The organism is Maricaulis sp. ABE4_448, assembly GCF_056160825.1.
The window spans coordinates 14,933-40,315 of record NZ_JBSWXX010000002.1 but is presented as its reverse complement, the minus strand read 5'-3'; the positions used below and the strand labels follow the sequence as shown (position 1 = coordinate 40,315).

Sequence of the window (25,383 nt, the reverse complement as noted above, 5' to 3'; positions counted from 1 at the left end):
AAGCTACTCCGGCTTGGAAGTGTTGCCGGACGAGGCATCCGCCTCGTCCGAATTGCGGCTGAAATACATGGCGATTGCCGGCAGTGCCGCGCCGCCGCCGATCAGAAGGGCAAACCACAGCGCCGGGCTGTCCCGCAGTGCAAACAGCACCATCATCGCGACGAAAGCCGCAGACGGGATCAGGACAACCGGGCGAAGCAGTGTGCGCCACATGATCAGGCCGTGTGATCCTGGTAGGCGGCCTCGTCCATCAGCCCGTCGAGCTGGGACGTGTCGGACACCTTGATCTTCACGAACCAGCCGTCGCCGGCCGGGTCTTCATTGACCTTCGCCGGCTCGTTCTCCAGCGCGTCATTGATCTCGACGATCTCGCCATCGACCGGCGCATAGACTTCGGAGGCGGCCTTGACGGATTCGACGACGGCGAACTCGTCGCCCTTTTTCAGGGATTTGCCGACATCCGGCAGTTCGACGAAAACGACATCGCCCAGCTGGCCGGCGGCATAGGCCGTGATGCCGATCGTGGCGATATCGCCATTGAGGGAAATCCACTCATGGTCTTCGGTATAGCGGGTGGTCATGATTGTCTCCTGCCCCAGAATAAAAGCCTGAAAAACGCCTGGCGGCTGCCCGTCCGGTTACCCGGTCCGCAGCATCAGCCCCGATAGAAATTCGCCGTCACGAACGGCATCTTCATCACTTTCGCGGCCCGCGGCTTGCCGCGGACGAGAATATCGACCTCGGTGCCAGGCTGCATGAAATCGCGATCGATATAGCCCATCGCGACCGGACCGTTCACGGTCGGACCGAAACCGCCCGAGGTAACGATGCCGATCACGGTGCCGTCCTTGGACGCGATCTCGGCACCCTCGCGTGCCGGGGCACCGGTCAGGGTGAGCCCGACTCGCTTCTGGCAGGTCTTCGCATCGATCTGCGCCGCGATCACGTCAGCGCCCGGGAAATCCCCGCGCTCGCGCCGCGTCTTCGACAGGGCCCAGATCAGCGAGGCTTCGACCGGTGTGCGGGTCTCGTCCATGTCATGGCCATAGAGGCAAAGCCCGGCTTCCAGGCGCAACGAGTCGCGCGCGCCCAGGCCGATGGCCTCGACTTCCGGTTGATCAAGCAGCAGGCGGGCAATCCGCTCGGCATCGTCTTCCGGGGTGGAAATCTCGAACCCGTCTTCGCCGGTATAGCCGGACCGGGAGATCAGCACGTGTGCGCCGTCCAGCGTGAAGACGCCGCACTGCATGAACACCATCTTGCAGGCGTCCGGGCAAAGGCGTTCCATCACATCCTTCGCCGCCGGTCCCTGCAGCGCCAGCAGCGCGCGGTCCTCGATGCGGGTCAGCGTGCCCTTGCCCTTCGTCGCGTTTTCGATGAGCGCAAAATCATTATCCTTGGTGGCCGCGTTCACGACGAGGAAAAGCCCCTCCCCGTCCGGGCGCGACACCATCAGATCGTCGCGGATCCCGCCGGTCTCGTTCAGCAGCAGGGTGTATTTCTGTTCGCCGGCACTGATCGCAGACAGATCGGCCGTGATCAGTGCTTCCAGCGCGGCTTCGTCGCCGGTATAGCGCGCCTGGCCCATATGGGAGACGTCGAACAGGCCGGCCTTTTCGCGTGTATGCTTGTGCTCGCCCATGATCCCCAGCGGATACTGGACGGGCATGTCATAGCCGGCGAACGGCACCATCTTGCCGCCCAGCTCGACATGGAGCGCGTGAAGGGGTGTCTTGAAAAGCGTGCCGGTCATCGATCGGGTCCTTGCATGGGGGCGATCCTGCAAGCCCGTGTGCCTGCAAGCCTTCGCCCCCGCTGTCCCGATAACCTGAGAGATTCCGCGATCTTCCTCGCGCCGTCCGATCACGGCGGAAGTCGCTTGCTCCGTCGGTGGGATGGAGGTGCCCCCATCCACTTTCCAGCGTTTATCTCTCCCGCGGTCCTTCGGCCTGAGCGTTTCCGGGGCGGTTGCGCCTTCGGCGCCGGCCTTATTTGCCGGTCTCTCCCGCGGGGAGTTTGGTCCCGCCTCCCCCGATTTCACACGGGCTTCGCGATTGCGGCGGACTCTATGAATCCATGGCGAAGAGTCAATGTCACAAGGCGGTTAATTCGTAGGGCGTAACCCGCCATGACAGGACAGGTGGAGACCGGTACTGGATGGGGAGAATACAACGCTTCCAGGCAGGGTGCAGCGACTGCCGCCCGCTGAGCCCCGATTGCATCCAAATCGCCCCCTGCCTGCATCCCAACCGCGAACCAGCTCGGGATACGTTCATGCCTTTCAAGATTTTTGCTGCCAGCCTTCTGGCGGCCACATCACTCGTCTCTACGTCCGCATTTGCCCAGGTCGTTACGGTCAACGAAGGCACTCAGCAGCGCATCACGGACTATATCGCCACGGCAGAGGCGGTTGGTTCGGCCGGCGGCCTGTTGGTCACGATCGGCGACGAAACCCTCATTTCGACCGGATACGGACTGGCCAATCGTGGCGCCCAGTATCCGGCAACGCCTGAAAGCGTGTTCGACATGGGCTCGCTGACCAAGCAGTTCACCGCCGCGGCCATACTCGTGCTCCAGGAACGCGGCCAGTTGAGCGTATCCGACACATTGGATCAGTATTTTGCGGCTCTGCCTGCCGACAAGACCGGTATCACCATCCACCAGCTGCTGACACACACGTCCGGCCTATCGGACCATACCGGCGGTTATGAAGGCAGCGATCACAGCCCCTACAAATCGCGCGAGGATTTCTTTGCCGCGCTGTTCGCCAGTCCGCTGAGCCGTGAACCGGGCACGTCGCTGGAATACAGCAATGCCGGCTACACTGTTCTCGCCGCGATCATCGAGGACATCAGCGGCATGGCTTACGAACATTTCCTGATCGAGGCTGTGCTGGACCCGGCCGGCATGGAGCAGACCGGTTACCGCCTGCGCGACTGGGATGATGAAGACCTGGCGCACATGTACTTCCACGGCTTCCTGGATCCCGAACGGGCGGATATCGGCAGCTTCATCCACCGCTGGCGGGACGAGGAAGTCTCGTGGCACATGTTGGGCAATGGCGGTCTCTACACAACGCTTGTCGACATGGGCAAATGGCATCGCGCACTGCAGGACGGCACTGTTCTGTCAGCGGAGTCCACCGCACAGATGCACGCGCCGCACGTCCCTTGGGAAGAAGGAGACCCGGACCATTATGGCTATGGCTGGGTTGTGGAAACCGGATCCGAGGGAAGACCCGTCAATCACGCCGGCTCGAACGGGCTCTTCAATGCAACGATCCGCCGCTATCCGGCAGACGACATTCTGATCATGCACTGGACGAATGAAAGCCGCCCCGCCGCGGATCGCATGGGCGCGGTAGTGCGTCGCATGCTGGTAGACCCGGCCTACGAAGCCGCCCCGGTTCACGCCTCGCCCTATACGCTGATCAACCAGTTCAGCCAGAGCCAGCCAATTGAGCGGGTCACGGAGCTGCCCGCGCACCTGGAAATGATTACCAGGCGCACGCTCAGCGACCGCCGCATTCTCAATCGGGTCGGCTTTCATCTGCTGAGTGAAGAACGTGGGGACTGGGCTGTCGCCCTGTTCGAATTGAACACCACACTCTTCCCGGACGATGGAAATCTGTACGACAGCCTCGGTGAAGGACAATTCGCACTGGGCAATACCGAGGCAGCGCTGGCAGCCTTCCGCACATCGCTGGCGCTCGCGCCGGACGACGGCGGATGTGGCTGGTGCGATAATGCCCGGACCCGTATCGCCGAACTGGAAACCGGAGCGCAATAGCACCGCCGTCTACATCCGCTCCGGCGCTTTCAACCGACAAGGAGGAGGCTGAGCTGAAGCTGTTTGCGCCTTGCCAGAGCGATTGTGCCTTCGGGGCCGGTTAATCCGTGCCCGGTCAATTACTCTGGTAGGCGTAGCCCACACAGGCACCCAGACCGCCCTGCAAAAGCCCCATCAGGCCCGCCTGCTCCTCAGCAGAAAGCGCCGCCGCTTCAGCCGCAGACGTGTCGCGGGCCGCCTCCCAGTCGGGCAGCATGGAGCGGTCCTGGATGGCGCCCTGCGAGCCGAGTGCGAACAGGCGGTAGACCTGCGGTGTCGCATTGTCCTGCAGATGACCGTCAAGGCAGGAGCAAAACGCGTCGTGGTCCTCGGGCACACCGCCGCTGCGGTCGACCTGCTGGATGCGGCAGGCATGCTGCATCCAGACAGAGTGATCCGCCGGATCGTCAGAGAAGGTCGAAGGTTCAGACGCCACGAGGAGAGCGGCAAGAGCAGTCAAAATCATGTGAAACTCCCGGTTTTCGCCACCCTACCCGATTGCCGTGCGGGTAACCTCCCCCGTTCGGGGGAGAGCGCTACATCCGTTCCGGGGCTTCCAGACCGAGCAGGCCAAGGCACAGCTCCAGCTGCTTCAGCGTCGCTTCGGCCAGAGCGAGCCGCGAGCGTTTCACGGCTTCCGTCTCTGCCGACAGGATCGGACAGGCCGAGTAGAATTTCGAGAAAGCCTGGGCCAGCGTGAAGGCGTGGTCGCAGATCGCGTTGGGCGCCCGGTTCTCGCACGCTTGCTCCAGCGCCGCGCCGAAAGCGTCCAGCGCCAGAACGAGATCGCGCTCCTCGGCCGCCTCGGCCGAAATCGGCCCCGGCTCGACGCCCGCCTCGGTCGCCCGGCGCATCAGGGATTTCACCCGCACCGCGGCATAGAGCAGGTAAGGACCGGTCTTGCCCTCGAAACTGGTGAAACGGTCCAGGTCGAAGACGTAGTTGGTCGTGCGATAGTTCTGCAGGTCGGCGAACTTGATCGCCGCCAGACCCACCATGCGCGCCACCCGGTCATGCTCTTCCGCACCGACATCGGCGGCGAGCCCCGCTTCCTTGAGGCGCTGGTCGGCCCGTTCGATGGCGCTGGCGATCAGATCGGCCAGACGGAATGTCCCGCCGTCGCGCGTGCGCAGACGCTTGCCGTCAGTGCCGTTGACCGTGCCGAACTTGACGTGCTCCAGCGATCCTTCCGGCGCCAGGCCGGCCTTGTCGGCCGCGCGGAAGACCTGTTCGAAGTGATCCGACTGCGCCAGATCGACGACATAAAGCGTCAGATCGGGGCCGACCGACTGCTTGCGGTCCAAGATGGTGGCGAGATCGGTCGTGCCGTAAAGCGATGAGCCTTCCGACGTCACCAGGATCAGCGGCGCCAGCTCTTTCTTGTCGCCGTCACGGGCGACCCGGACGACCCAGGCGCCCTCGCTTTCTTCGGCCACGCCACGTGCCTTGAAGTCGGCCACCAGCCCGTCGATCAGATCATTGACATCGCTTTCGCCCTTCCACAGGTCGAAATGGACACCCAGATCGCCGAAATCCTTCTTCAGCGCCGCCACGGAAACGTCGATGAAGTGGCTCAGCAGGGCGCGATAGCCGGCCCGGCCCGCCTGCAGCTCGGCCGTGGCGCGGCGCGATTTTGTCAGCCGGTCGGCGTCTTCCTTGGCCTTCTTCGAGGCCTGCGGATAAAGCCGCGCCAGATCCTCGATATCGACCGGCGGTTCGGACGGATAACCCTCCGTGATCGCCGCATCGAAATAGGGCAGATCGGGCTGTTCTTCCTCCAGTTCGGTGATGAGGTGGCCCATCTGCAGGCCCCAATCGCCGAGGTGGATGTCGGAAATCACCGTGTCGCCGCGGAAGCGGAACAGGCGCTGCAGGCTGTCACCCAGCACAGAGGAACGCAGATGGCCGACATGCATCGGCTTGGCCACGTTCGGACCGCCGAAATCGATCATCACCTTGCGCGGTTCGGACACTTGTGGTGCGCCGGCACGATCATCCGACGCAATCTCTGCGGCGCGGGCGTTGATCGCTGCGGGGGCCGGCAGGAGGTTGATAAAGCCCGGCCCGGCAATCTCGGCCTTTTCGATCAGCGCATCGCCGGCGATCCGGTCCAGCACAGCCTGCGCAATCTCGCGCGGCGGCTTGCCCGCCTGCTTGGCCGCCGGCATGGCGCCATTGCACTGGAAGGGGAAGCGTTCGGGGTTTTGCTTGGACGGGGTGACACGGCCCAGCTCCCGCGGAAGCTCGAGGGAAGCAAACGCGTCGCCCAGCACGCCGCTGAGCTGTTCGGCAATAGAAGGCATGTTTCTAGTCCTGGCCGGCCGCCACGCGGAAACGCTGACCGGAGCGGTTGAAGGCGATCTGTTCCGGGGTCAGCTCGAAGCCGACAATGATCTCGAAGTTCACGCCCGACGTGTCCTCGCCCGCCCGCGGGATGGAGATCGCGTCGATCTCCTCGGTCAGGTAGACGCGGTCCTCACCGGCATCGAACTCGACACGGATCGGGAAGACTTCCTTGTGGATCACGTCGAAGTCACGGCGGGTAATGGCGACAAAATACTCATAGGTGCGCGCATCGCCGCGGGCTGCGGGACCACGGCCGAAGCCCATGTCGATCTCGAGATTCGCCAGGATCGGACGTTCGCCGTAATAACTGCACAGCGAGCGCACGGCGAGAATTTCGCCGGTAAAGCCAACATTCTCGTAGGCGACTTCGCCGCCTTCCAGCTCGACCAGGCGCTGCGCTTCGTACAGTGACAGGGCCGACGGACACGGTCCGGCATTCTGTTCCGGAGACGAGAGGGCATCGGACACCGACTGGCAGCCGGTCAGAAGGCCAGCTGTGACAGCGAGGGCGGCGATTGACCGCACGTGACTGGAGAACGCCCGAGTGAAATACATTGTGCACTACCTGTCCTGGAAACGGACCCCGCCACTGGATAGCGGCCGGGCACTTTGTTAGGACGGTCATACGATGCACATGCGGCTTCCGCAACGGCATCGCTGAAGGAGATTGCGAGCCGATGAGCGCGCCCCTACCGCCACTCACCCTCCTCTTGACCGCTCCGCGCGGTTTCTGCGCCGGTGTGGACCGGGCAATCCAGATCGTCGAGCGCGCGCTCGAGCGTTTCGGCGCGCCGGTCTATGTACGCCACGAGATTGTCCACAACCGGCATGTCGTCGAACGGCTGGAAGCCATGGGCGCCGTCTTTGTGGAGGAGCTGGACCAGTGCCCGGACGACCGGCCGGTGGTGTTTTCCGCACATGGCGTGCCCAAGCGCGTGCCGGCGGAAGCGCAGCGGCGCGAGATGATCTATGTCGACGCCACCTGCCCGCTCGTCTCCAAGGTGCATGTCGAAGCCCAGCGCCACTTTACCAATGGGGACGAGATCATACTGATCGGCCATGCCGGCCACCCCGAAGTCGTCGGCACGATGGGACAATTGCCCGACGGCGCCATCACCCTGGTGGAAACCGTCGAGGACGCGCAGGCCTTCTCACCGCGCGATGTCACGAAGCTGGCCTTCGTCACCCAGACCACGCTGTCGGTGGACGACACGTCGGCGATCGTCGAGGTGCTGCAGGCGCGCTTCCCCCAGATGAAGGCACCGCACAAGGAAGACATCTGCTACGCCACCACCAACCGCCAGAACGCCGTGAAGGCGGTCGCCGCGCGTTCGGACATTGTCTTCGTGATCGGTGCGCCCAACTCGTCCAACTCCGTTCGCCTCGTCGAAGTCGCCAAACGTGCAGGCGCGCCGCGGGCCGAACTGGTTTCCTGCGCGGCCGATGTCGACTGGGAAGCTCTGGGCGAGATTGCCAGTGTCGGCATCACGGCCGGCGCCTCGGCGCCCGAGGACCTGGTACAGGGTCTCATCCAGGCGTTCCGCGAGCGCTTTGACGTGACCGTCGAGCATGTCAGCGTGACCAAGGAAGACGTCGTCTTCAAACTGCCGCGTGCAGTGGCCTGAGGACGCCTGTGATGAGCGAGAACAAGACGCAGCCGACCGGCGTTTCGCCCGCAGATTTCATCGCCTCGATCGAGCACCCGGTCCGCCGCGCCGATGCGGAAACCCTGCTTGAGATGATGGCCCGCATCACCGGCGAAGAGCCGCGCATGTGGGGGCCGTCCATCATCGGCTTCGGGACATATCACTACCGGTATGACAGCGGCCGCGAGGGCGATTTCATGCGCACCGGCTTCTCGCCGCGCAAGGCCAATCTCGTAGTCTATATCATGCCCGGCTATACCGATTTCAGTGCCATTCTCGGCCGGCTCGGGAAGCACAAGCTCGGCAAGTCCTGTCTCTATATCAACAAGCTGGCAGATGTGGACCTCGTCGTGCTCGAGGAGCTGATCCGGGCCGGCCTTGCCGACATGGCGGAAAAATATCCCGAATGACCCTGATCGTGATCCATACCGACGGCGCCTGCTCCGGCAATCCGGGCCCCGGCGGCTGGGGCGCGATCCTGGAATGGAACGGCCACCGCAAGGAACTCAAGGGCGGTGAGCGCGACACCACCAATAACCGCATGGAAATGATGGCGGCGATTCAAGCGCTCGAAGCGCTCAAACGCCCCGGGCAGACGGTGAAACTGGTCACCGATAGTGTCTATCTGCGCGATGGCATCACCAAGTGGATCCATGGCTGGAAGAAGCGCGGCTGGAAGACCGCCGACAAGAAGCCGGTGAAGAATATCGACCTCTGGCAACGCCTCGACACGCTGACGCAGACGCACAGTATCGACTGGCAGTGGATCAAGGGTCATGCCGGACATGTAGAGAACGAACGCGCCGACGAGCTCGCCCGCGAGGGGCTCGCCGAAGCGCGCTAGCCGGCCGCTGCCAGCCCGCCCGCCTCACCCTTGTCCGGCTCTGCAGACAGGGCCGCCTCGAGAACGCGGCACACGTTTTCCAGATCGAGCGGTTTGGACAGATAGTCCGTCGCGCCGATATCGAGATAGCGCTCGCGCGCGCCGGCCGTCGCATCTGCGGTGACGGCGAATATCGGCAAGTCAGCCCAGCGTTCGCCCGAACTGCGGATCTGTATGATCGTGTCCTCGCCCGACATGACGGGCATCTGGATGTCCATCAGCACGGCGTCATACGGCTTGTTGGCCAGGGCTTCGATCGCCTCCAGCCCCTCGGCGGCGGTATCCACCTCATGGCCCAGTGAGCGAACCAGGGCGGCCGCGACGACGCGGTTGGTCTCGACATCGTCCACCACGAGAATCCGGCCCGGCGCGACCGGCACCGCCAGCCGCTCCCCGCGTACATCATTGTCCTCGACGGCGGCCATCTCCGGTAGCGGCAGCTCGAACCAGAAGCAGGCCCCCTCGCCCAAGCGGCTGTTGACCCCGATCTCGCCGCCGGCCTGCCGGACGATCTCCCGGCATATGGTCAGCCCCAGACCGGTGCCACCATGCTTGCGCGTAACGGATGCATCGACCTGTGCAAACCGGTCGAAGACATGCTCCAGCCGGTCTTGCGGAATACCCGGACCGCTGTCCTGGACTTCGAACCGGATCCGGTCGCCTTCGGCCCGGTGTATCCGGACGTCGACACGGCCAGTTTCGGTGAACTTGACGGCATTGCCGGCAATATTGATCAGCACCTGGCGCAACCGGGCCTCATCACCCCCCACAATGGCCGGCAAATCGGCAGCCACATTGCAAGCGACTGCAAGACCTTTCTCGCGTGCCGTCGGCTCAACCACGCGCAGCGCATCGGCCACCATGTCACGCAGGTCAAACGGCTCGAAAGCCGTTTCCGCCATACCGGATTCGATCTTGGAAATATCCAGCACGTCCTCAATCAGGCTGAGCAGGGCCCTGCCTGAGGATTGCAGGGTCTCGACATAGCCCGCCTGGACCCCGTCGAGGTGGGTCATCTTGAGCAATTGCGCCATGCCCAGAACGCCGTTCAGCGGCGTTCGGATCTCGTGGCTCATATTGGCCAGAAATTGCGACTTGGCCGTATTGGCCTGCTCAGCTTCCTCGCGGCGGCGGTCCAGCTCACGGGCGGTATTCACATCGTCGGTGATGTCGAAATTGGTGCCGGAGATAACCCGGCTTCCGTCATAGCGTTGGATAATCGACGCGCTCACACGGACATGCCGCACCGTCTCATCGGGCAAAACGGCCCGGTATTCAAAGTTGGCCTGCCCGCCACCATTGATCGCATCTTCCACAACGGACATCACACGATGGAAATCGTCCGGGTGCACGCATTCACGCCAGCGCTGGAACGTCATGTCGTCGAAACCATCGCGTCCGAACATTCGGTTGCACGCCTCGTCCCACCAGCAATAAGGCTCGTCGATACCGAATTCCCAGACACCAACAGCAGAGGCTTCCAGCGCCATGGACAGGCGACTCGACAGGGTCGCCATTTCGGCCTCGCGTGAGCGGCGTTCCGTCACGTCGCGATAGGAACCGATAAGCTTGACAGCCCGGCCATCTGCAATCACCGGCTTGCCGAGCACTTGTACCCAGATGCGGCGGCCGCCGGCCGTGATCATGGGGACTTCCATGTCCCAATTGCTCAAATTACCGACAAATCCTTCAACCGTCGCGCGCACGCCCGCGCGTGCTTCTTCGGGTATGAAGGACATGAGGTCCTCGCGCGTTATAGTGCGGGCCGGAGGAACTTCGAGGATACGGCGGGTGGTTGCATCCCATTCTACCGCGCCTGTCACAAGATCGACTTCCCAGCTGCCGATACCGCTCAGCTCGGTAACAGCGGCAAGCCGCGCGCGCGTGCCTTCCTCGACGTCGACCAGACGTGTTTTCTCTGTAATGTCCTCGGCCGAACCGGCCATGCGGATCACGCAACCGGACGTGTCCTGCTCGGCCTGTCCGCGAACATTCAGGTGCAGATAGTGTCCGTCTGCGTGCTCGAACCGGAAGGCGATCTCCAGTGGTTCACAGGTCGTCCAGGCGTATTGCAGGGCCTTGTGAACCCGCGTCCGGTCGTCGGGATGTATCCGCGACAGCAGCAGGTCCAGACCGTCGCGGGCGTAGGTACCGCGGTCTTCGTCACTGGGCGGACGGCCGATGATCTCGAGCAGGCGGTTCGAGGTAAACAGCTCGTTGTTGACGAGATCGAGTTCCCAGATTCCGGCCGTCATGCCGGCAATCACCAGGCTGAAACGGCGCTCGGATTCGGCCAGCCGCTGCAGCGCGTCGTCCCGATCGCGGGAAATACGGCGTGCGTAGATGATGTCGCCGATCGTCTGCAGCAGCGGTGAAATGTCCTTCAGCGCCGCATCCGTATATCCATCTGGCCGGTTGGCCAGCCCCAGCAGGGCAACAAACTCGCCATGCGAGTGAAGCGGAATACCGGCATAGGCGTTGAGCTGCGGGTGGCCGGGCGGCAATCCGCCCGCTTCGGCATGCTCCGCCGGTGTGTTGGCGATGACCCGGTCACCTGTCTTGAGGCTGTAGCCGAACAAGGTGTCCAGATTGCGGAACTCAACACCACTGGCTTGGTTCGTCTCGTATAACTTGCGGGTTTGTGCATTCCAGGAGATGTCGGTTATCGCCCAGGTCTTGAGATAGGGGCGGCCGGCATCCTGCAGCACTTCACCAATAAAGCCGTATTCGCTAGTGGTCAGTCGCAGCACCATCTCCAGCAGATCGTCGAACGCTTCGCGCTCGGCCCCCTCGCCGGAAATGAAAACACTCTGCACACGCGCAATCGCAGAGAGGACTTCATTGGCCGTCGCGATATCGGCGTTTTCGAGTTCTCGTGAGCTGTGACGGTCTGCCAATCCTACCCCCCGAAAAGCAGGCGACCAGTGGTGCGCGCCCGATTTTTCACGAGTTTAGGTTCCGGGCGTTACGATGAATTTAAAAACCGGCATTGTGCACTTGCGTATGAAAACGAATATTTGACGCGCCGCAGCAAAAACATCGTGTGGAAAAGACAAAGGGCCGCGGCATGTCTGCCGCGGCCCCAGGCCGGCTTTGCCGTCCCCCGAAGACGGAGACTAGTTGCTCAGACGGAATTCCAGCTCATAGGAATGGCCGTCGGTCTGGGCTGCGGCCGGCGCAAAGCGCCAGGATTCGATGGCCGACAGCGCCGCTCGGTCGAACACGCCGGCCGGCGTGGCTTCGGCGATCTCGGCATTGACGACTTCACCGGTCGGGGCGACCGAGTAGGTCACACGGACCGAGCCCTCGATGCCGCGGCGTTCGGCGCCGCGCGGGTAGTCCGGGGCAACACGCTCGATTGCTTCGCGCTCGGGCGCGTCGGCAGCGGCGGCAGCTCCGGTCAGTGCAACTGGAGCTGCAATCATGGAAAGGCACAGGCAGGCGGAGAGGATGGTCTTGTTCATGGCGTTCACTCAGCGAGGTTAGGTGCGTTTGCGAGCGAACGTTTAGGGCCTGTGTCTTGCTACCTCGCTTCCGAAATTCCTAAATTTTGATCAAACCCGAAACTTTACGCAGTGGGGTGCGCGTCGGTCGCTGTGGTCGCCGGTGCAATTGTCAGTATGACGCCGCGGACTTCGATCACGAACCAGTGCGCACCGGCTTCCGGATCGGACCCGTCTACCGTCTGGGCCGACCATTCCGTATCGCCATAACGCACACGCCCTTGTCCTGCCGAAAAGGCACCGACCACGGTCACCCGCTGTCCGACCATGCGGCTGGACCGGTCGTTGAGACCGCTGTCCGATCCCGACTTCAGCGCTGGGCGTACCCAGCGGTCGCCGGCCCAGAGGAGCGGCAGGGTCAGAACGATGAACACACCCAACTGGATCGGCCAGCTGATACCGAACGCTTCCATCGCGACAAAGCCGGTCAGGAAAGCCGCGGCGGCCGGCCACAAAAGGTAGGTGGTGCCGGTGAGCAGTTCGGCGATCAGGATGACGCCGGCAATCGCCCACCAGGCCCACATATTCATACGGTCGAAGACTGAAAAGAGGATATCCATCGCCAAAACCTCCTATCGCCTGACTGCTCAGCCCTGACCCTTGCGGGTCGCTTCGCTGACGGCGTCGTGCGCTGCCTTGCCCAGCTCGCCCACACCGGTGATAGTGCCGATGATGTTCGAGAACTCGGCGGGAATGATGACGGTGCGCTGTTGCTCGCTGGTCGCCAGCTTGCCGAAGGCCTCGACGTATTTCTGGCCCAGGAAGTAGTTGATGGCAGACACGTCGCCCTTGGCGATGGCGTCGGAGACCATTTGGGTGGCCTTGGCTTCGGCTTCGGCTTCGCGTTCGCGGGCTTCGGCGTCCAGGAAGGCGCTCTCCTTGCGGCCCTCGGCCTCGCGGATAGCGGCTTCCTTCTCGCCCTCGGCACGCAGGATGGCCGACTGCTTGGAACCCTCGGCCTCCAGGATCTCCGCGCGCTTCAGGCGCTCCGCCTTCATCTGGCGGGCCATGGCCTCGGTGATGTCATTGGGCGGGGACAAGTCGCGGATCTCGATCCGGGTGACTTTCACGCCCCAGGGATTGGTGGCGGCGTCGATCACGCCCAAGAGGCGGGCATTGATCTCGTCACGCTTGGACAGGGTCTCGTCCAGGTCCATCGCACCGATCACGGTCCGCACATTGGTCAGCGCCAGATTGATGATGGCGAATTCCAGATTGTCGACCTCATAGGCCGCGCGCGGTGCGTCGAGCACCTGGATGAAGACGACCGCATCGACGGACACCGTCGCATTGTCGCGTGTGATCACATCCTGGTTGGGCACATCCAGCACGCGCTCGCGCATATTCATCTTGTAGCCGATCGAGTCGATGAAGGGCATGATGAAGTGGAGGCCCGGCTTCAGGGTCCGCGTGAAACGCCCGAAGCGTTCGACCGTGAATTCCCGCCCCTGCGGCACCGTTTTGATCACCGAAGCGATGATGAAAAGCGCCAGAAGGAAGAAGACGCCAATACCGATCAGACCGAAATCCATGCGGAACCCCTTTCTTGTTTATCTTGCCGGCGACCGGGCGGCACCGCGCCGCCCGGGCCGAACCAGGGCAGATCCCTAGAGCTGACCGAGAATATGGTCAGCGGATGACACCTTGAATTCGCCGGGTGCCTCAACGTTCAGTTCGGACACGACGCCGTCCTTCACAATCATGGAGAAGCGCTGCGAGCGCGTGCCCATGCCGAAGCCGGATCCGTCCATTTCCAGGCCGGCTGCCTTGGCGAACTCGCCATTGCCGTCGGCCAGCATTGCCACATCGTCGCCGGCATTCTGGGACTTGCCCCAGGCGTCCATGACGAACACGTCGTTCACCGACACGCAGGCGATCGTATCGACGCCCTTCGCCTTGATCTCGGACGCTTTTTCGACGAAGCCCGGCAGGTGCTTGGCCGAGCAGGTCGGCGTGAAGGCGCCCGGCACTGCGAACAGCGCCACGGTCTTGCCCGCGAACACATCGTCCGTCGACAGCTTCGTCGGCCCGTCTGCCGTCATCGTCATGAAGCTGGCTTCGGGAAGGCGATCTCCGACCGAAAGGGTCATGTCAGTTCTCCTGTGAGTTAGTATTCATGCAAACACGCACGGCAAGATAGCGGGAACCTGGCTGGACGCATCCCCTCTTTGCGGCGAACATGGCAACCATGGACCGTGCGACCGACACAGATGTGGACGAGAGTTTCCTCAACGGCAAGCTTCTCGTCGCCACGCCGAGCATCGGCGATCCGCGCTTCGACCGCGCCGTGATCCTGATGTGCGATCATGCCGCCGATCACGCGATGGGGATTGTCATCAACAAGCCCGTCGAAGGCCTGCGCATGCCGGAACTGTTCGAGCAGCTCGACATCGCGGGCGGCAAGGGCGCGCCCGACCGGCCCGTCCTGCTGGGCGGTCCGGTCGACCGGGATCGCGGCTTTGTCCTGCACTCGACCGACTTTCACGCCGAGGAGTCCACCCTGCCCGTCTGCGACGGCATCCTGCTTACCGCTACGCGCGACGTGCTTGAGGCGATTGCGTCGGTGCATCCGCCGCGACGCAGCCTGATGGCGCTGGGCTATGCCGGCTGGGGCGCCGGCCAGCTGGAAAATGAGCTGGCCGCCAATGCCTGGCTGGTCACAGATCCGGATGAAGGTCTGATCTTCGACACCGAGGATGCCGGCAAGTGGGAGGCCGCTCTTGACCTGATCGGCGTAACGCCCGAACACCTCTCCATGATCTCCGGCCACGCCTGAGCCGCCGGACCTCCCAACAGCGAAAAGATCCACTCATGAATGCGCACACCGTTGAAAGCGGCGAATTCGCCGGCTGGCACTATTGGCCGACCGATCCTTTCGAACAGGCCGCCGGCCCCTTCTTCTATCGCCATGTCGATGGAGCGGCGGTCTGTGCCTTCCGGGTGCAGAAAAAGCAGCTGAACGGCATGGGTATCATTCATGGCGGCTGCCTGATGAGTTTTGCCGACTTTGCCCTGTTCGGCATTGCGCACGAGGAGATGGGGCCGTCAGGCTATGGCGTGACCGTCGCCTTCACCTCCGAATTCCTCGGCAGCGCCCGCGAGGGTGACTATATGGAAGCGCGCGGCGAAGTGCTGAGGGCTGGTGGTTCGCTTATCTTCGTTCGCGGGGTGGTCACGGCCGAGGGCAAGCCCTGCCTGAATTTCTCCGGCACGATCAAAAGGCTGCGCGAACGCTAGGTGTGAACTCTCGCAGCTAGATGCCCGGCGCTGCAAACCGTCCGGCGATACCATCAGCCACGGCACCCGCCGCAGCGTCCGGAGACAGGGCACCGGCATACCGATAGCCCTGCGCGAACTGGCAGCCCATCTCGCGCAGGCGATCTGCCGCCTCGACGCTCTCCACGCCTTCGGCCACGACCTTCATGCCGAAATGTGTCGCCAGCTGAATCACGGATCTCACGACGGTTCCCGCGCTTTCGTCAGCGGTCATCGCGCGGATGAAGTAGCGGTCGATCTTGACGACATCGAAGGGCAGCATATCGAGCCGGGCGAGCGAGGAATAGCCGGTGCCGAAATCGTCCAGCGCGAGAGCGATCCCCGCTTCGGACAGGCGCTTCATGGCGCCGGCCGCCTGCTCCGGATCGCGCATGATCTCGGTTTCCGCGATCTCCAGCTTGAAGGCTCCGTCCGGCAGCTGCGCCTCCTTCACCGTCGCAATCAGGCGGTCGCAGAAAACCGGGTCTACAAGTTCGGAAACTGTTGCATTGGCGGCCACGAAAAGGGTGCCGGATGTCACATGAGCGGTGCGCCAGGACGACAGGTCTGCGACAGCACTGCTACGCACCTGGTCGGAAATACGCTCAAGCAGATCGAGATCCTGGGCCATGTCGAGAAAATCATCCGGCGCCAGCACGCCCAGCCCCGGACGATCCCAGCGCGCCAACGCCTCGAAGCCAGCCAGCCGGCCCGTCGAAAGATCGATCACCGGCTGGTACCAGGCCAACACTTCCCCGTTCTCGACGCCATTGGCGAGCGCATGTTCCTCGCTGATCCGGCCAGCTCCATCGGCGGTGCTACCAGCCGGTGTCATCAGCCCCTCAACCCGGCCGTCACTTTTGCGGCGGCCGAGCAAACGGACATAGGCGAGCTGCCCCTTGTCGCCGATCAACCGCAGACGGATATCTATGTGCTCGCGTTCCAGCGCCGCCGTCAGGCGCGACTGGTCAGCCGGACCGAGACGATCGAGAAAGCCGGTCCAGGCCAGCTGTGCCGAATCCAGTCCGAAGCGGGCGAAGTCGCCGGTAAAATGCACCCGGCCAGCAGCCGTGTCGCAGGCGAAGGCGACCGCGCCGGCTGCTCGCGCGCCGGCCTCGAAGTCGGTTCCCGTCATGACCGCGGATCGGTTGAGAGGATGGCGTAGCGCTCATGGTCGCGCCATTCCCCGGCGATATTCAGATAGGCGCGGGCGAGCCCTTCATGGGTAAAGCCGACAGCCTCGAGAAGCGTGCGGGACGCCGTGTTCGCTGGCTGACAGGCCGCCTCGATCCGGTGCAGGCGCAACTCGTCGAAGGCAAAGGCCAGGACCCGGCGGACGGCGGCGCGGGTGTGGCCCTGGCGCACATAGGGGCTTCCGATCCAGTAGCCGATATCCGCACTCTGCAGCACGCCGCGACGGACATTGTTCAGATTGCAGGCGCCCAGCAGAACATTGTCGCGGGCACGCATCACAAAGAAGGGGTAGCCGGTTCCGGCATTGCGGTCCGCGTCATACCGCTCGATACGGCGGCGGAAGGCGCCCTTGGACAGCTCGTCCTGGGTCCAGGCGGGTTCCCACGGCTCGGTGTGCGCGCGGCTGGCGCTGCGCAGGCGGGCCCAGGCCTCATAATCCTCCAGCTGTGGCGTGCGCAGCCGGATGCCTTCGCCGATCAGCGGGGCGTCCCACGGAGTTTCGCGCCAAACTGCCACCAATCCATTCTCCCGTCCGGGCGGCTTGTTGTCCGCCTTCTCTCTACATCATTCGACCGGCATGCGCCGCATCAAAGACGCAACCGGCCACGCGCGACGTGGAAAGCTGCGTAGACACCGACCAGCGCAAGCGCCAGCCCGTACCAGGTCAACGCATAGCCCAGATGCCGCGGAGGCGGTGTCTGGGCGAGGCTTTGCGGCAGGCCGAGATCGGCCCGTGCCCACACCGGGGCAATGCGCGCCGGATCGACGCCGAGTGCCGCGGCCATGGCATCAACATCGAAACGATACCACTGATTGGTATCCGGATCGTTGCGCCCGCTGAAAACGCCTGCTGCCGGCAGGGGTTCGATGCGCCATTGCGAGACCGGCGTGCGATCGCCGCGTATCAGGGTCTCAAACCCGGTTTCCACGAACACCAGCCGGTCCGCATCACCGGCTTGGCAAGCCGGCACGGACATCACGCCGACGCGGGCCCAGCCCGGCGCGTCGCGCAGGGTGTAGACCCGAAGGGTTTCCCCCGTCAGCGGTGCCGGGCCGGTGACGCTCGGTCCGAAATCTCCCTCGAAACCGTTGCACAACGCGGCCCGGAAGCTCGCCACCTCGCCGCGCGCCTCGAAGGCATCGATCTGGCCCGCCTTCCAGGACATGCGCTGCATCTGCCAGGTACCCAGCGTGAGCAGGAGAGCCAGCGCTGGCAGGCTGAACAGGGTGAGAAGCGGCAGCGGTCGGAAGTGCGGCATGGGATGCCCGGTCCCTCCGGGAGGCTTGGATATCTGTGGCCGGAAGGCCGCCCGTCTAGTCGTCGAGCCGGGCTTCCTGAGCGTCGTGTTCAAACTGCAGCGCGAAAAGCAGCCCCTTGATCGGCCGTAGCAGCAGGATCGAGACGACGGGGATAAAGGGGATCTGGAAGATCAGGTGCACCCACCAGGGCGGCGAGAAGGCGACCTCGATCAGCAAATAGAGAACAACGGCAAGAAAACCGACGATGAACATCACGAAGACGGAGGCCCCGTCGCCCACATCCGCCTTGTCGAAGTTCGCGCCGCACACATCGCAGCGCGGCGCGATCTTCAGAAGCCCGTCGAACATGGCCCCCTCCCCGCATTTCGGACACCGTCCTGAAAGGCCGGCCTGAAACGGGGAGGGTCTGGTCATGATTGCCTGGCTCCTAGCCGAAGACGACGTAGACGAAGGCGAACAGGAAGAGCCAGACCACGTCGACGAAGTGCCAGTACCAGGCAGCAGCCTCGAGACCGAAATGCTTCTCCGGCGTGAAGTGGCCGGCGAGCAGGCGGAACAGGCAGACCGCCAGGAAGATCGTCCCGATGACCACGTGCGCCCCGTGGAAGCCTGTCGCCATGAAGAAAGCGGCCCCGTAGAGGTTACCGCCATCGGCGATCGAGAAGGCGAAGTGCGCCTCCATGTATTCGACGACCTGCAGCGAGGTGAAGCAGATGCCCAGCACGACCGTGAAGATCAGGCCCAGCGTGGCGCCCTTGCGATCGCCGTGCTGCAGGGCGTGGTGCGCCCAGGTGACCGTGGTGCCCGAGAGCAGCAGGATCAGCGTGTTCATCAGCGGGATGTGCCACGGATTGAACGTCTCTACCCCGACCGGCGGCCAGCTGCCGAGGCCCTGGAAGTCAGCGGCCATCGTAGCGGCATCCCAGCCGGCACGCACTTCATGGAAAATGGCGTATTCGAAGAAGATCCAGAACCAGGCCACGAAGAACATCACTTCGGAGGCGATGAACATGATCATGCCATAGCGCAGGTGCAGGTCGACCACCGGTGTGTGGTCACCGCGACGCGATTCCTTGATCACGTCGCCCCACCAGCCGATCATCGTGTAGATCACAACAGCGAAGCCGAGGAGCAGGCCGCCCCAGGAACCGTCGCCATACATGAAGGCCAGCGGGTGATCCGCGCCGACCAGGCCCTTCATATTGCCGACCGCACCCACGGCCAGCAGGAAGGCACCGAGCGAGCCCACAAACGGCCACGGGCTCGGATCAACCAGGTGATAGTCGTGCTTTGCGGCATGCCCAGCCATCGCGAATCTCCTGCGATTTCAAATCAGCCCCTTAATGCGCCCTGATTACAGGGCGGGGCGTCAAGGTTCAATGCTAAGGCGCGGCGTCGGACGAGGCCGCATCCCCCTCGGTTTCAAAAAACGTGTAGGACAGGGTGAGTGTCGTGATGTCGTCCAGCCGGCTTTCCTCGTCGAGCAGCGGGTCGACAAAGAAGAGCACCGGCATTTCGACGCTTTCACCCGGTTCCAGGGTCTGTTCGATGAAGCAGAAACATTCTAGCTTCGAGAAATAGGGCGCGGCCTTGAAGGGCGCGACATTGTAGGTAGCCACACCGGTGATCGGATGGTCGGACGTGTTGGTGGCCGTATAATAGGCCAGCGCCGTCTCGCCGATACGCACCGTCATCGAGCGCTGCACGGGATGAAATTCCCAGGGCAGGTCGCGGCTAATATTGGCGTCAAACAGCACGGTCACTTCACGATCGAGGATCTCACCGGCTTCGCCCATGGCGACCGTCGTGGTGCCACCATAACCGGTGACCTTGCAGAACAGGTTGTAGAGCGGAACGGCCGCGAAGGCCGCGCCAACCATCACCACCGCCGTGGTTCCGGCCATCAGCGCGACACGGGCATTCGGGTTCTGCCACAGGCGCTTCATCCGGCTGCTCCCGCAATATTCTGGCTCAGGCGCACAACAGTGATCAGAAAGACCGCGACCATGAAGGCGACCAGGCCCCAGGCAATGTAGACATTGCGGCGCTTGCGGGCCTTTTCCTGTTCCGGCGTCAGACGGACATGCTCGCCCGTCGCCTGGCCCTCACGATGATGGAAACCGAAATTGTCGTCGTCGCGATCGCTCATCCCGCCACTCCCGGAACCGCGAAATAAGCGCCCAACCCGTGTTCGGCAATCAGCGCCGCGAAGAGCGCGGCCAGGTAGCCGATCGAATAGGCGAAGAGATCGCGTGCAGCCTTGTCCCCGGCGCGGACGGCGTAAAGCTCACCCTCTTCGGCCGAACCGGCCTCACCGGCCCGCGATGCGAAGACGCGCCAAGCCAGCAGCATGAACAGCGCGCCACCGCCCAGCGAGGTCGCAGCATAGGCCAGACCACCCAGCCCCGTCAGAACGGGTGCACCGGCAAACACGACCATGACGATCGAGTAGAGCAGGATCTGCAGCCGGGTCGATTTGGGGCCCTTTGCCACCGGCATCATCGGCACACCGGCCGCGGCATAGTCGCCGGACTTGTAGAGTGCCAGCGCCCAGGAGTGCGGCGGCGTCCACAGGAAGATGATCATGAAGAGGATAACCGCATCGAGCGAGACTTCGCCCGTCGCTGCGACCCAGCCGATCATGGGCGGGAAAGCGCCGGCGGCCCCGCCGATGACGATATTCTGCGGCGTCGAGCGCTTCAGGATCATCGTATAGATGACCGAATAGAAGAAGATGGAGAAGGCCAGAAGGCCTGCTGCGAGATAATTGCTCGACAGCGCCATGAGCAGAACCGACAGCACCGCGCCCACCACGCCGAAGCCGTAGGCGTTCGACACCGACACCGCGCCACGCGGCACGGGCCGTTTGCGGGTGCGCTTCATCGTGGCATCGATGTCCGCGTCATAGGCCATGTTGAGCGCGCCGGCGGCGCCGGCGCCCATGGCCACACACAGGATCGACATGAAGGCCAGGAAGGGATCCATGTCGGCCGGAGCCGCGACCAGACCGGAAAAGGCAGTGAAGACGACCAGCGTCATCACCCGCGGTTTCATCAGGTCGAAAAAGTCGCGGGGCGAGGCTGTCGAAACAGCCCCGCCCTCTGCGTGCGTAACGCCGGTTTGGGTCAGCGTGTCCAACGTGCCACCTACTTGATTTTCGGCAGCTCGTTGAACTGGTGGAAGGGCGGCGGAGAAGACAGGGTCCACTCCAGCGTCGTGGCGCCTTCGCCCCACGGATTGGCCTCGGCCTTCCGGCGGCGCACCATCGCGTCGATGAGCACCAGGAAGAACAGAACCATACCCACCAGCATGATCAGATAGCCCACCGTGGACACATAGTTCCACAGGGCGAACCCGTCGGCATAGTCGACATAGCGGCGCGGCATGCCCTGCAGACCCAGGAAGTGCTGCGGGAAGAAGATCACGTTCGCGCCGATGAAGAAGAAGGCGAACTGCAGACGCGCCAGGATCGAGTTGTACTTCACACCGAAGATCTTCTCGAACCAGTAGTACCAGCCGGCGAAGATCGCGAAGACGGCACCCAGAGACAGCACGTAGTGGAAGTGCGCCACCACGTAATAGGTGTCGTGCAGGGACTGGTCGACACCGGCATTGGCCAGAACGACGCCCGTCACACCACCCACGGTGAACAGGAAGATGAAACCGATCGCCCACATCATCGGCGTGCGGAATTCGATCGAGCCTCCCCACATCGTTGCGATCCAGGAGAAAATCTTGATGCCCGTGGGCACCGCGATCACCATCGTGGCAGCAATAAAGTAGGCCTTCAGATCAACCGGCATGCCGACCGTGTACATGTGGTGCGCCCACACGATGAAGCCGATGAAGCCGATCGCCACCATGGCGTAGGCCATCCCGAGATAGCCGAAGATCGGCTTGCGCGAGAAGGTCGACACGATGTGCGAGATGATGCCGAAGCCCGGCAGGATCAGGATGTAGACTTCCGGGTGACCGAAGAACCAGAACAGGTGCTGGTACATCACCGGATCGCCGCCGCCCATCGGATCGAAGAAGGTCGTGCCGAAATTGCGGTCGGTCAGCAGCATGGTCAGGGCGCCAGCCAGGACCGGCAGCGACAGCAGCAGCAGGAAGACCGTCACCAGAACCGACCACACGAAGAGCGGCATCTTGTGGATCGTCATGCCCGGCGCGCGCATGTTGAAGATGGTGGTGATGAAGTTGATGGCGCCCAGGATCGAGCTGACACCTGCGATGTGCAGGGACAGGATCAGGAGGTCCATCGCCGGTCCGTTATGGCCCGAGGTCGAGAGCGGCGGGTAGAGCACCCAACCACCGCCGAAGCCCATGTCACCGCCAGCACCCGGCACAAACATCGACATGACGGCCAGGATGAAAGCGAACGGCAGCAGCCAGAAGGAGATGTTGTTCATCCGCGGGAAGGCCATATCCGGCGCGCCGATCATCAGCGGCACGAACCAGTTGCCGAAACCGCCGATCATCGCCGGCATGACCATGAAGAAGATCATGATCAGGCCGTGCATCGTCGTGGCGACGTTGTAATTGTGCTCGTTGCCCCAGAAACCGTTGTTGAAGACCTGCAGGCCCGGCTCCATGAGTTCCCAGCGCATCAGGCCGGACAGGGCACCACCGATAATCCCCGCGAAGATCGCGAAGACCAGGTACATCGTGCCGATGTCCTTGTGGTTGGTCGACAGCACCCAGCGGCGCCAGTCCCACATGCTCGGGGTGTGATCGTCGTGCGTAGCGGCGTCAGCAGACATGGTTCAGCCCATCCCTAGTCGAGTTGCGCCAGGCGCGTTTCCCGCGCGGCGGAATATTCAGCAATCACGGCGTTGGCTTCGTCCGAACCCGGACCGGCCTCGACCCAGGCGTCGAACGCGTCCTGCGACACGACGTGAACCTCGATCGGCATGAAAGCGTGGCGGATGCCGCACAGCTCGGAACACTGGCCGTAATAGGTGCCCTCTTCGGTCACCTGGAACCAGGCTTCGTTGATGCGGCCCGGAATGGCATCCATCTTGGTGCCGAAGGACGGCATCGCCCAGTTGTGGATCACGTCGGCCGCAGTCACCTGCAGGCGAACAACGGCATCAACCGGAACGACGACCGGATAGTCGACCGACAGATTGCGCAGCTGGCCTTCGGACAGATCCTCGTCCGCAACCATCGTGGAGATGTATTGCGGCACTTCGTGGTCGGGATACTCATAGCCCCAATACCACTGATAGCCCGTCGCCTTGATGGTGAAGTCCGCCTCCGGGATCTCGTCCTGGAAGTACAGGAGCGGGAAGGAGAAGACCGAGATCACGATCAGGATCATCACCGGCACCGCCGTCCAGACCACTTCGAGCAGCGTGTTGTGGCTGTTCTTGCTGGCTTGCGGATTGGCTTTGCGGTTGTAGCGGATCATCACCCACAGCAGCAGGCCCATCACGAAGACCGTGATCGGAATGATGATCCAGAGCAGGATGTTATGGAAACTGGTCACGCGTTCCATGATCGGCGTGACGGCCGGCTGAAAGCCCAGATGGCCGTCCGTCGGCTGGCCGGGCGTTGCGAGTGCGCCGGCAGCGGCGGTTGTCCACGTAAGCACGAGTGCGGTCAGGAATCGCATGGCTTCCCCATACAAGTCAGGCATTAAGGCAGGAATCTCCCGCCGATGGCGGCGGAATATAGAGCCCGGTCACGGCCGTGTCAGGCCGTCAACGGCATTTTTTGTACCGGCATTCGCACATGATGTCCGAATAGTCGGCAACATATTGATTTTAAAAGCTCCACACTCCTCGTCCAACCGAAATTGCGAGGCATTCTCGCCCTGTCACCCCGATTGGACTTGCGACTATAGGCCGCTTGCCCCGACTCAATATGCGGCCAAACGTCTCAGCGCCCTGAACGGATTGCCCGGCAATTGCCCGCCGCCGCTGCGGCTTCGCTGACCTGCGCGTGTTCCCTCGTCCTCCCCGGTCGACTATGTCATGCTCGTGAAAACGCTTCTGGAGTGCCGCCATGTCTGACGAACCGATCGAGCAGTTCGAATTCGACGTCGAGGACGTCACACCGGTCCTCGCCGGCACGATGTCCGGCGCTGACGATGGTGAGCTCTTCCTTGAAACAGCCGTTTCGGAATCCCTCGTTTTCGACGACGGCCGCCTGAAATCCGCGAGCTTCGATTCCAATCGCGGATTCGGATTGCGCTGTGTGGCGGGCGAGGCCTTCGGCTATGCCCATTCCTCTGATCCAACGCTGGATGCTGTGAAACGCGCCGCGGAAACCGCGAGTGCCGTCAAGCGCGGCCATGCCGGTGTACTGGCGCCGCCGCCGGCGGGCACCAATCGCAAGCTTTACGATGCCGTCGATCCGGTGGCGCATCCGGCCTTCGATACCAAGGTGAAACTGCTGCAGGAGATCGACGCATACTGCAGAACCAAGGATGCCAGCGTGGTGCAGGTTTCGGCCTCCATCGCCGGCGCCAAGCGCAATGTCTCGATCATCCGCGCCGATGGCGACATCAAGACCGATATCCGGCCGTTGGTACGCCTGAACGTCCAGGTCACCGTGGAACGTGACGGCCGCCGCGAGACCGGGTCGGCCGGTGCCGGCGGTCGCGCCGAGTTCGACCGTTGGATTGCGCCGGACGCGTGGAAGCCGCTGGCGGACGAGGCGTTGCGGATTGCCCGGGTCAATCTGGACGCCGTCGATGCGCCCGCCGGCGTGTTCGACGTTGTACTCGGTCCCGGCTGGCCGGCCGTGCTGCTGCACGAGGCCGTCGGGCACGGGCTGGAGGGCGATTTCAACCGCAAGGGCACGTCTGCCTTTGCCGGCCGCATGGGCCAGCAGGTCGCCGCCAAGGGCGTGACGGTGATTGATGACGGCACGATGGAGAAGCGCCGCGGCTCGCTGACAATCGATGATGAAGGCACGCCGACCGAGCGCACCGTGCTGATCGAGGACGGCATCCTGACCGGCTACATGCAGGACCGCATGAATGCCCGCCTTATGGGCCACAAGCCGACCGGCAATGGCCGCCGGCAATCCTATGCGCACCCGCCCATGCCCCGCATGACGAACACCTACATGCTGGCGGGCAATCACAAGCGCGAGGAAATGCTCGAGAGCCTGAAAGACGGCATCTATGCCGTAAATTTCGGCGGCGGCCAGGTCGACATCACCTCCGGCAAGTTCGTCTTCCAGTGCACCGAGGCCTACCGGGTCAAGGATGGCAAGGTGGTTGCGCCGGTGAAAGGCGCCACGCTGATCGGCGACGGACCGACTGCCCTCACCCGTATCGAGATGATCGGCGATGATTTCGAGATGGATCCGGGTGTCGGTGTGTGCGGCAAGGCTGGCCAGGGCGTGCCCGTCGGAGTCGGCCAGCCCAGCCTGAAGATTTCGGGTCTGACGGTGGGCGGCGCCGGCAGCTGATGCCGCGCCGCAGCAACACAGCCGAATAACAGGCGCGTGATTC

Annotated in this window: 28 protein-coding genes and 1 riboswitch; of the genes, 7 read left to right on the top strand and 21 right to left on the bottom strand. The window is 63.1% G+C overall.

Translation table 11 applies throughout. The features are described 5' to 3' along the window. Positions 1 to 3 precede the first annotated feature (3 nt). The 3 genes from ACXAJV_RS06665 to gcvT all read right to left on the bottom strand — a co-directional run bounded on the left by ACXAJV_RS06665 (position 4) and on the right by gcvT (position 1,753). Positions 4 to 213 carry a hypothetical protein gene (locus tag ACXAJV_RS06665; RefSeq protein ID WP_475083402.1) on the bottom strand — a complete coding sequence of 70 codons (210 nt, stop codon included), beginning with the start codon at positions 211 to 213 and terminating at the stop codon, positions 4 to 6. Positions 214 to 215: 2 nt separating this feature from the next. Continuing rightward, on the bottom strand, positions 216 to 581 hold the full coding sequence (gene gcvH, locus ACXAJV_RS06660) for a glycine cleavage system protein GcvH (RefSeq protein WP_271187323.1): 366 nt from the start codon (positions 579 to 581) through the stop codon (positions 216 to 218). 74 nt (positions 582 to 655) lie between these two features. Further along, the gene (gcvT, locus tag ACXAJV_RS06655) at positions 656 to 1,753 is read right to left on the bottom strand and encodes a glycine cleavage system aminomethyltransferase GcvT (RefSeq protein ID WP_475083400.1); all 1,098 of its coding nucleotides are present in this window, start codon (positions 1,751 to 1,753) and stop codon (positions 656 to 658) included. A gap of 174 nt (positions 1,754 to 1,927) precedes the next feature. Further along, positions 1,928 to 2,018, bottom strand: a riboswitch (glycine riboswitch). A gap of 256 nt (positions 2,019 to 2,274) precedes the next feature. Between gcvT and ACXAJV_RS06650 the strand changes: the two genes are divergently transcribed. Continuing rightward, the gene (locus ACXAJV_RS06650) at positions 2,275 to 3,789 is read left to right on the top strand and encodes a serine hydrolase (RefSeq protein ID WP_475083398.1); all 1,515 of its coding nucleotides are present in this window, start codon (positions 2,275 to 2,277) and stop codon (positions 3,787 to 3,789) included. A 115-nt stretch (positions 3,790 to 3,904) separates the two neighbouring features. On the opposite strand, the gene ACXAJV_RS06645 is transcribed toward ACXAJV_RS06650, so the two are convergent. The 3 genes from ACXAJV_RS06645 to ACXAJV_RS06635 form a co-directional block, all read right to left on the bottom strand. After that, the gene (locus ACXAJV_RS06645; RefSeq protein WP_475083396.1) at positions 3,905 to 4,294 is read right to left on the bottom strand and encodes a hypothetical protein; all 390 of its coding nucleotides are present in this window, start codon (positions 4,292 to 4,294) and stop codon (positions 3,905 to 3,907) included. A 70-nt stretch (positions 4,295 to 4,364) separates the two neighbouring features. Beyond that, the gene (gene argS / locus ACXAJV_RS06640; RefSeq protein WP_475083394.1) at positions 4,365 to 6,131 is read right to left on the bottom strand and encodes an arginine--tRNA ligase; all 1,767 of its coding nucleotides are present in this window, start codon (positions 6,129 to 6,131) and stop codon (positions 4,365 to 4,367) included. 4 nt (positions 6,132 to 6,135) lie between these two features. Next, the gene (locus ACXAJV_RS06635; RefSeq protein WP_475083391.1) at positions 6,136 to 6,729 is read right to left on the bottom strand and encodes a hypothetical protein; all 594 of its coding nucleotides are present in this window, start codon (positions 6,727 to 6,729) and stop codon (positions 6,136 to 6,138) included. 122 nt (positions 6,730 to 6,851) lie between these two features. On the opposite strand from ACXAJV_RS06635, the gene ispH reads away from it, so the two are divergent. The 3 genes from ispH to rnhA are packed head-to-tail and all read left to right on the top strand — an operon-like array spanning position 6,852 to position 8,664. Next, complete coding sequence (gene ispH, locus ACXAJV_RS06630) at positions 6,852 to 7,799, top strand: 4-hydroxy-3-methylbut-2-enyl diphosphate reductase (protein WP_475083389.1); 948 nt, start codon at positions 6,852 to 6,854, stop codon at positions 7,797 to 7,799. A gap of 11 nt (positions 7,800 to 7,810) precedes the next feature. Continuing rightward, positions 7,811 to 8,230, top strand: a complete 420-nt coding sequence (locus ACXAJV_RS06625; RefSeq protein WP_475083387.1) for a DUF1801 domain-containing protein — start codon at positions 7,811 to 7,813, stop codon at positions 8,228 to 8,230. Further along, positions 8,227 to 8,664, top strand: coding sequence for a ribonuclease HI (gene rnhA, locus ACXAJV_RS06620; protein ID WP_475083385.1), 438 nt, complete (start codon positions 8,227 to 8,229; stop codon positions 8,662 to 8,664). The genes ACXAJV_RS06625 and rnhA overlap by 4 nt, the downstream gene beginning before the upstream one ends. On the opposite strand, the gene ACXAJV_RS06615 is transcribed toward rnhA, so the two are convergent. From ACXAJV_RS06615 to ACXAJV_RS06595, 5 genes are all read right to left on the bottom strand, one after another. Beyond that, positions 8,661 to 11,600 (bottom strand): PAS domain-containing protein, encoded by a 2,940-nt coding sequence (locus ACXAJV_RS06615; protein WP_475083383.1) that lies wholly within the window; start codon positions 11,598 to 11,600, stop codon positions 8,661 to 8,663. The two genes, rnhA and ACXAJV_RS06615, sit on opposite strands and share 4 nt — an antisense overlap. A gap of 219 nt (positions 11,601 to 11,819) precedes the next feature. Next, positions 11,820 to 12,167, bottom strand: coding sequence for an energy transducer TonB (locus ACXAJV_RS06610; RefSeq protein WP_475083381.1), 348 nt, complete (start codon positions 12,165 to 12,167; stop codon positions 11,820 to 11,822). A gap of 104 nt (positions 12,168 to 12,271) precedes the next feature. Continuing rightward, entirely contained in the window at positions 12,272 to 12,766 is a 495-nt protein-coding gene (locus ACXAJV_RS06605) for an NfeD family protein (protein WP_475083379.1), read from the bottom strand. A 27-nt stretch (positions 12,767 to 12,793) separates the two neighbouring features. After that, positions 12,794 to 13,738, bottom strand: a complete 945-nt coding sequence (locus tag ACXAJV_RS06600) for an SPFH domain-containing protein (protein WP_475083377.1) — start codon at positions 13,736 to 13,738, stop codon at positions 12,794 to 12,796. 75 nt (positions 13,739 to 13,813) lie between these two features. Then, a complete protein-coding gene (locus tag ACXAJV_RS06595) occupies positions 13,814 to 14,296 on the bottom strand; it encodes a redoxin family protein (RefSeq protein WP_475083375.1) in 483 nt (160 codons plus the stop codon). A 98-nt stretch (positions 14,297 to 14,394) separates the two neighbouring features. On the opposite strand from ACXAJV_RS06595, the gene ACXAJV_RS06590 reads away from it, so the two are divergent. Continuing rightward, positions 14,395 to 14,982, top strand: a complete 588-nt coding sequence (locus ACXAJV_RS06590) for a YqgE/AlgH family protein (RefSeq protein ID WP_475083372.1) — start codon at positions 14,395 to 14,397, stop codon at positions 14,980 to 14,982. Positions 14,983 to 15,017: 35 nt separating this feature from the next. After that, positions 15,018 to 15,443 (top strand): PaaI family thioesterase, encoded by a 426-nt coding sequence (locus ACXAJV_RS06585; protein WP_475083370.1) that lies wholly within the window; start codon positions 15,018 to 15,020, stop codon positions 15,441 to 15,443. Between the two features lie 16 nt (positions 15,444 to 15,459). Here ACXAJV_RS06585 and ACXAJV_RS06580 read toward each other — a convergent pair whose 3' ends face one another. The 10 genes from ACXAJV_RS06580 to coxB all read right to left on the bottom strand — a co-directional run bounded on the left by ACXAJV_RS06580 (position 15,460) and on the right by coxB (position 23,532). Continuing rightward, complete coding sequence (locus ACXAJV_RS06580; RefSeq protein ID WP_475083367.1) at positions 15,460 to 16,596, bottom strand: EAL domain-containing protein; 1,137 nt, start codon at positions 16,594 to 16,596, stop codon at positions 15,460 to 15,462. Continuing rightward, positions 16,593 to 17,171, bottom strand: coding sequence for a GNAT family N-acetyltransferase (locus ACXAJV_RS06575; RefSeq protein ID WP_475084420.1), 579 nt, complete (start codon positions 17,169 to 17,171; stop codon positions 16,593 to 16,595). Before ACXAJV_RS06575 ends, ACXAJV_RS06580 begins: the two co-directional genes overlap by 4 nt. 71 nt (positions 17,172 to 17,242) lie before the next feature. Next, on the bottom strand, positions 17,243 to 17,914 hold the full coding sequence (locus tag ACXAJV_RS06570; protein ID WP_475083365.1) for an SURF1 family protein: 672 nt from the start codon (positions 17,912 to 17,914) through the stop codon (positions 17,243 to 17,245). Between the two features lie 55 nt (positions 17,915 to 17,969). Then, entirely contained in the window at positions 17,970 to 18,263 is a 294-nt protein-coding gene (locus ACXAJV_RS06565; protein WP_475083362.1) for a DUF983 domain-containing protein, read from the bottom strand. Positions 18,264 to 18,342: 79 nt separating this feature from the next. After that, entirely contained in the window at positions 18,343 to 19,224 is an 882-nt protein-coding gene (locus ACXAJV_RS06560; RefSeq protein ID WP_475083360.1) for a cytochrome c oxidase subunit 3, read from the bottom strand. Between the two features lie 73 nt (positions 19,225 to 19,297). Further along, complete coding sequence (locus ACXAJV_RS06555; protein ID WP_475083357.1) at positions 19,298 to 19,861, bottom strand: cytochrome c oxidase assembly protein; 564 nt, start codon at positions 19,859 to 19,861, stop codon at positions 19,298 to 19,300. Continuing rightward, positions 19,858 to 20,064: a protoheme IX farnesyltransferase gene (locus ACXAJV_RS06550; RefSeq protein ID WP_475083355.1), complete on the bottom strand. Its 207-nt coding sequence runs from the start codon at positions 20,062 to 20,064 to the stop codon at positions 19,858 to 19,860. Before ACXAJV_RS06550 ends, ACXAJV_RS06555 begins: the two co-directional genes overlap by 4 nt. Then, positions 20,061 to 21,044, bottom strand: a complete 984-nt coding sequence (locus tag ACXAJV_RS06545) for a heme o synthase (protein ID WP_475084417.1) — start codon at positions 21,042 to 21,044, stop codon at positions 20,061 to 20,063. The genes ACXAJV_RS06550 and ACXAJV_RS06545 overlap by 4 nt, the downstream gene beginning before the upstream one ends. A gap of 17 nt (positions 21,045 to 21,061) precedes the next feature. Beyond that, positions 21,062 to 22,678, bottom strand: a complete 1,617-nt coding sequence (ctaD, locus tag ACXAJV_RS06540) for a cytochrome c oxidase subunit I (protein WP_475083353.1) — start codon at positions 22,676 to 22,678, stop codon at positions 21,062 to 21,064. 14 nt (positions 22,679 to 22,692) lie between these two features. Beyond that, entirely contained in the window at positions 22,693 to 23,532 is an 840-nt protein-coding gene (coxB, locus tag ACXAJV_RS06535) for a cytochrome c oxidase subunit II (protein WP_475083350.1), read from the bottom strand. A gap of 392 nt (positions 23,533 to 23,924) precedes the next feature. Between coxB and tldD the strand changes: the two genes are divergently transcribed. Continuing rightward, positions 23,925 to 25,340 carry a metalloprotease TldD gene (gene tldD / locus ACXAJV_RS06530; protein WP_475083347.1) on the top strand — a complete coding sequence of 472 codons (1,416 nt, stop codon included), beginning with the start codon at positions 23,925 to 23,927 and terminating at the stop codon, positions 25,338 to 25,340. The last annotated feature ends 43 nt before the right edge of the window (positions 25,341 to 25,383 follow it).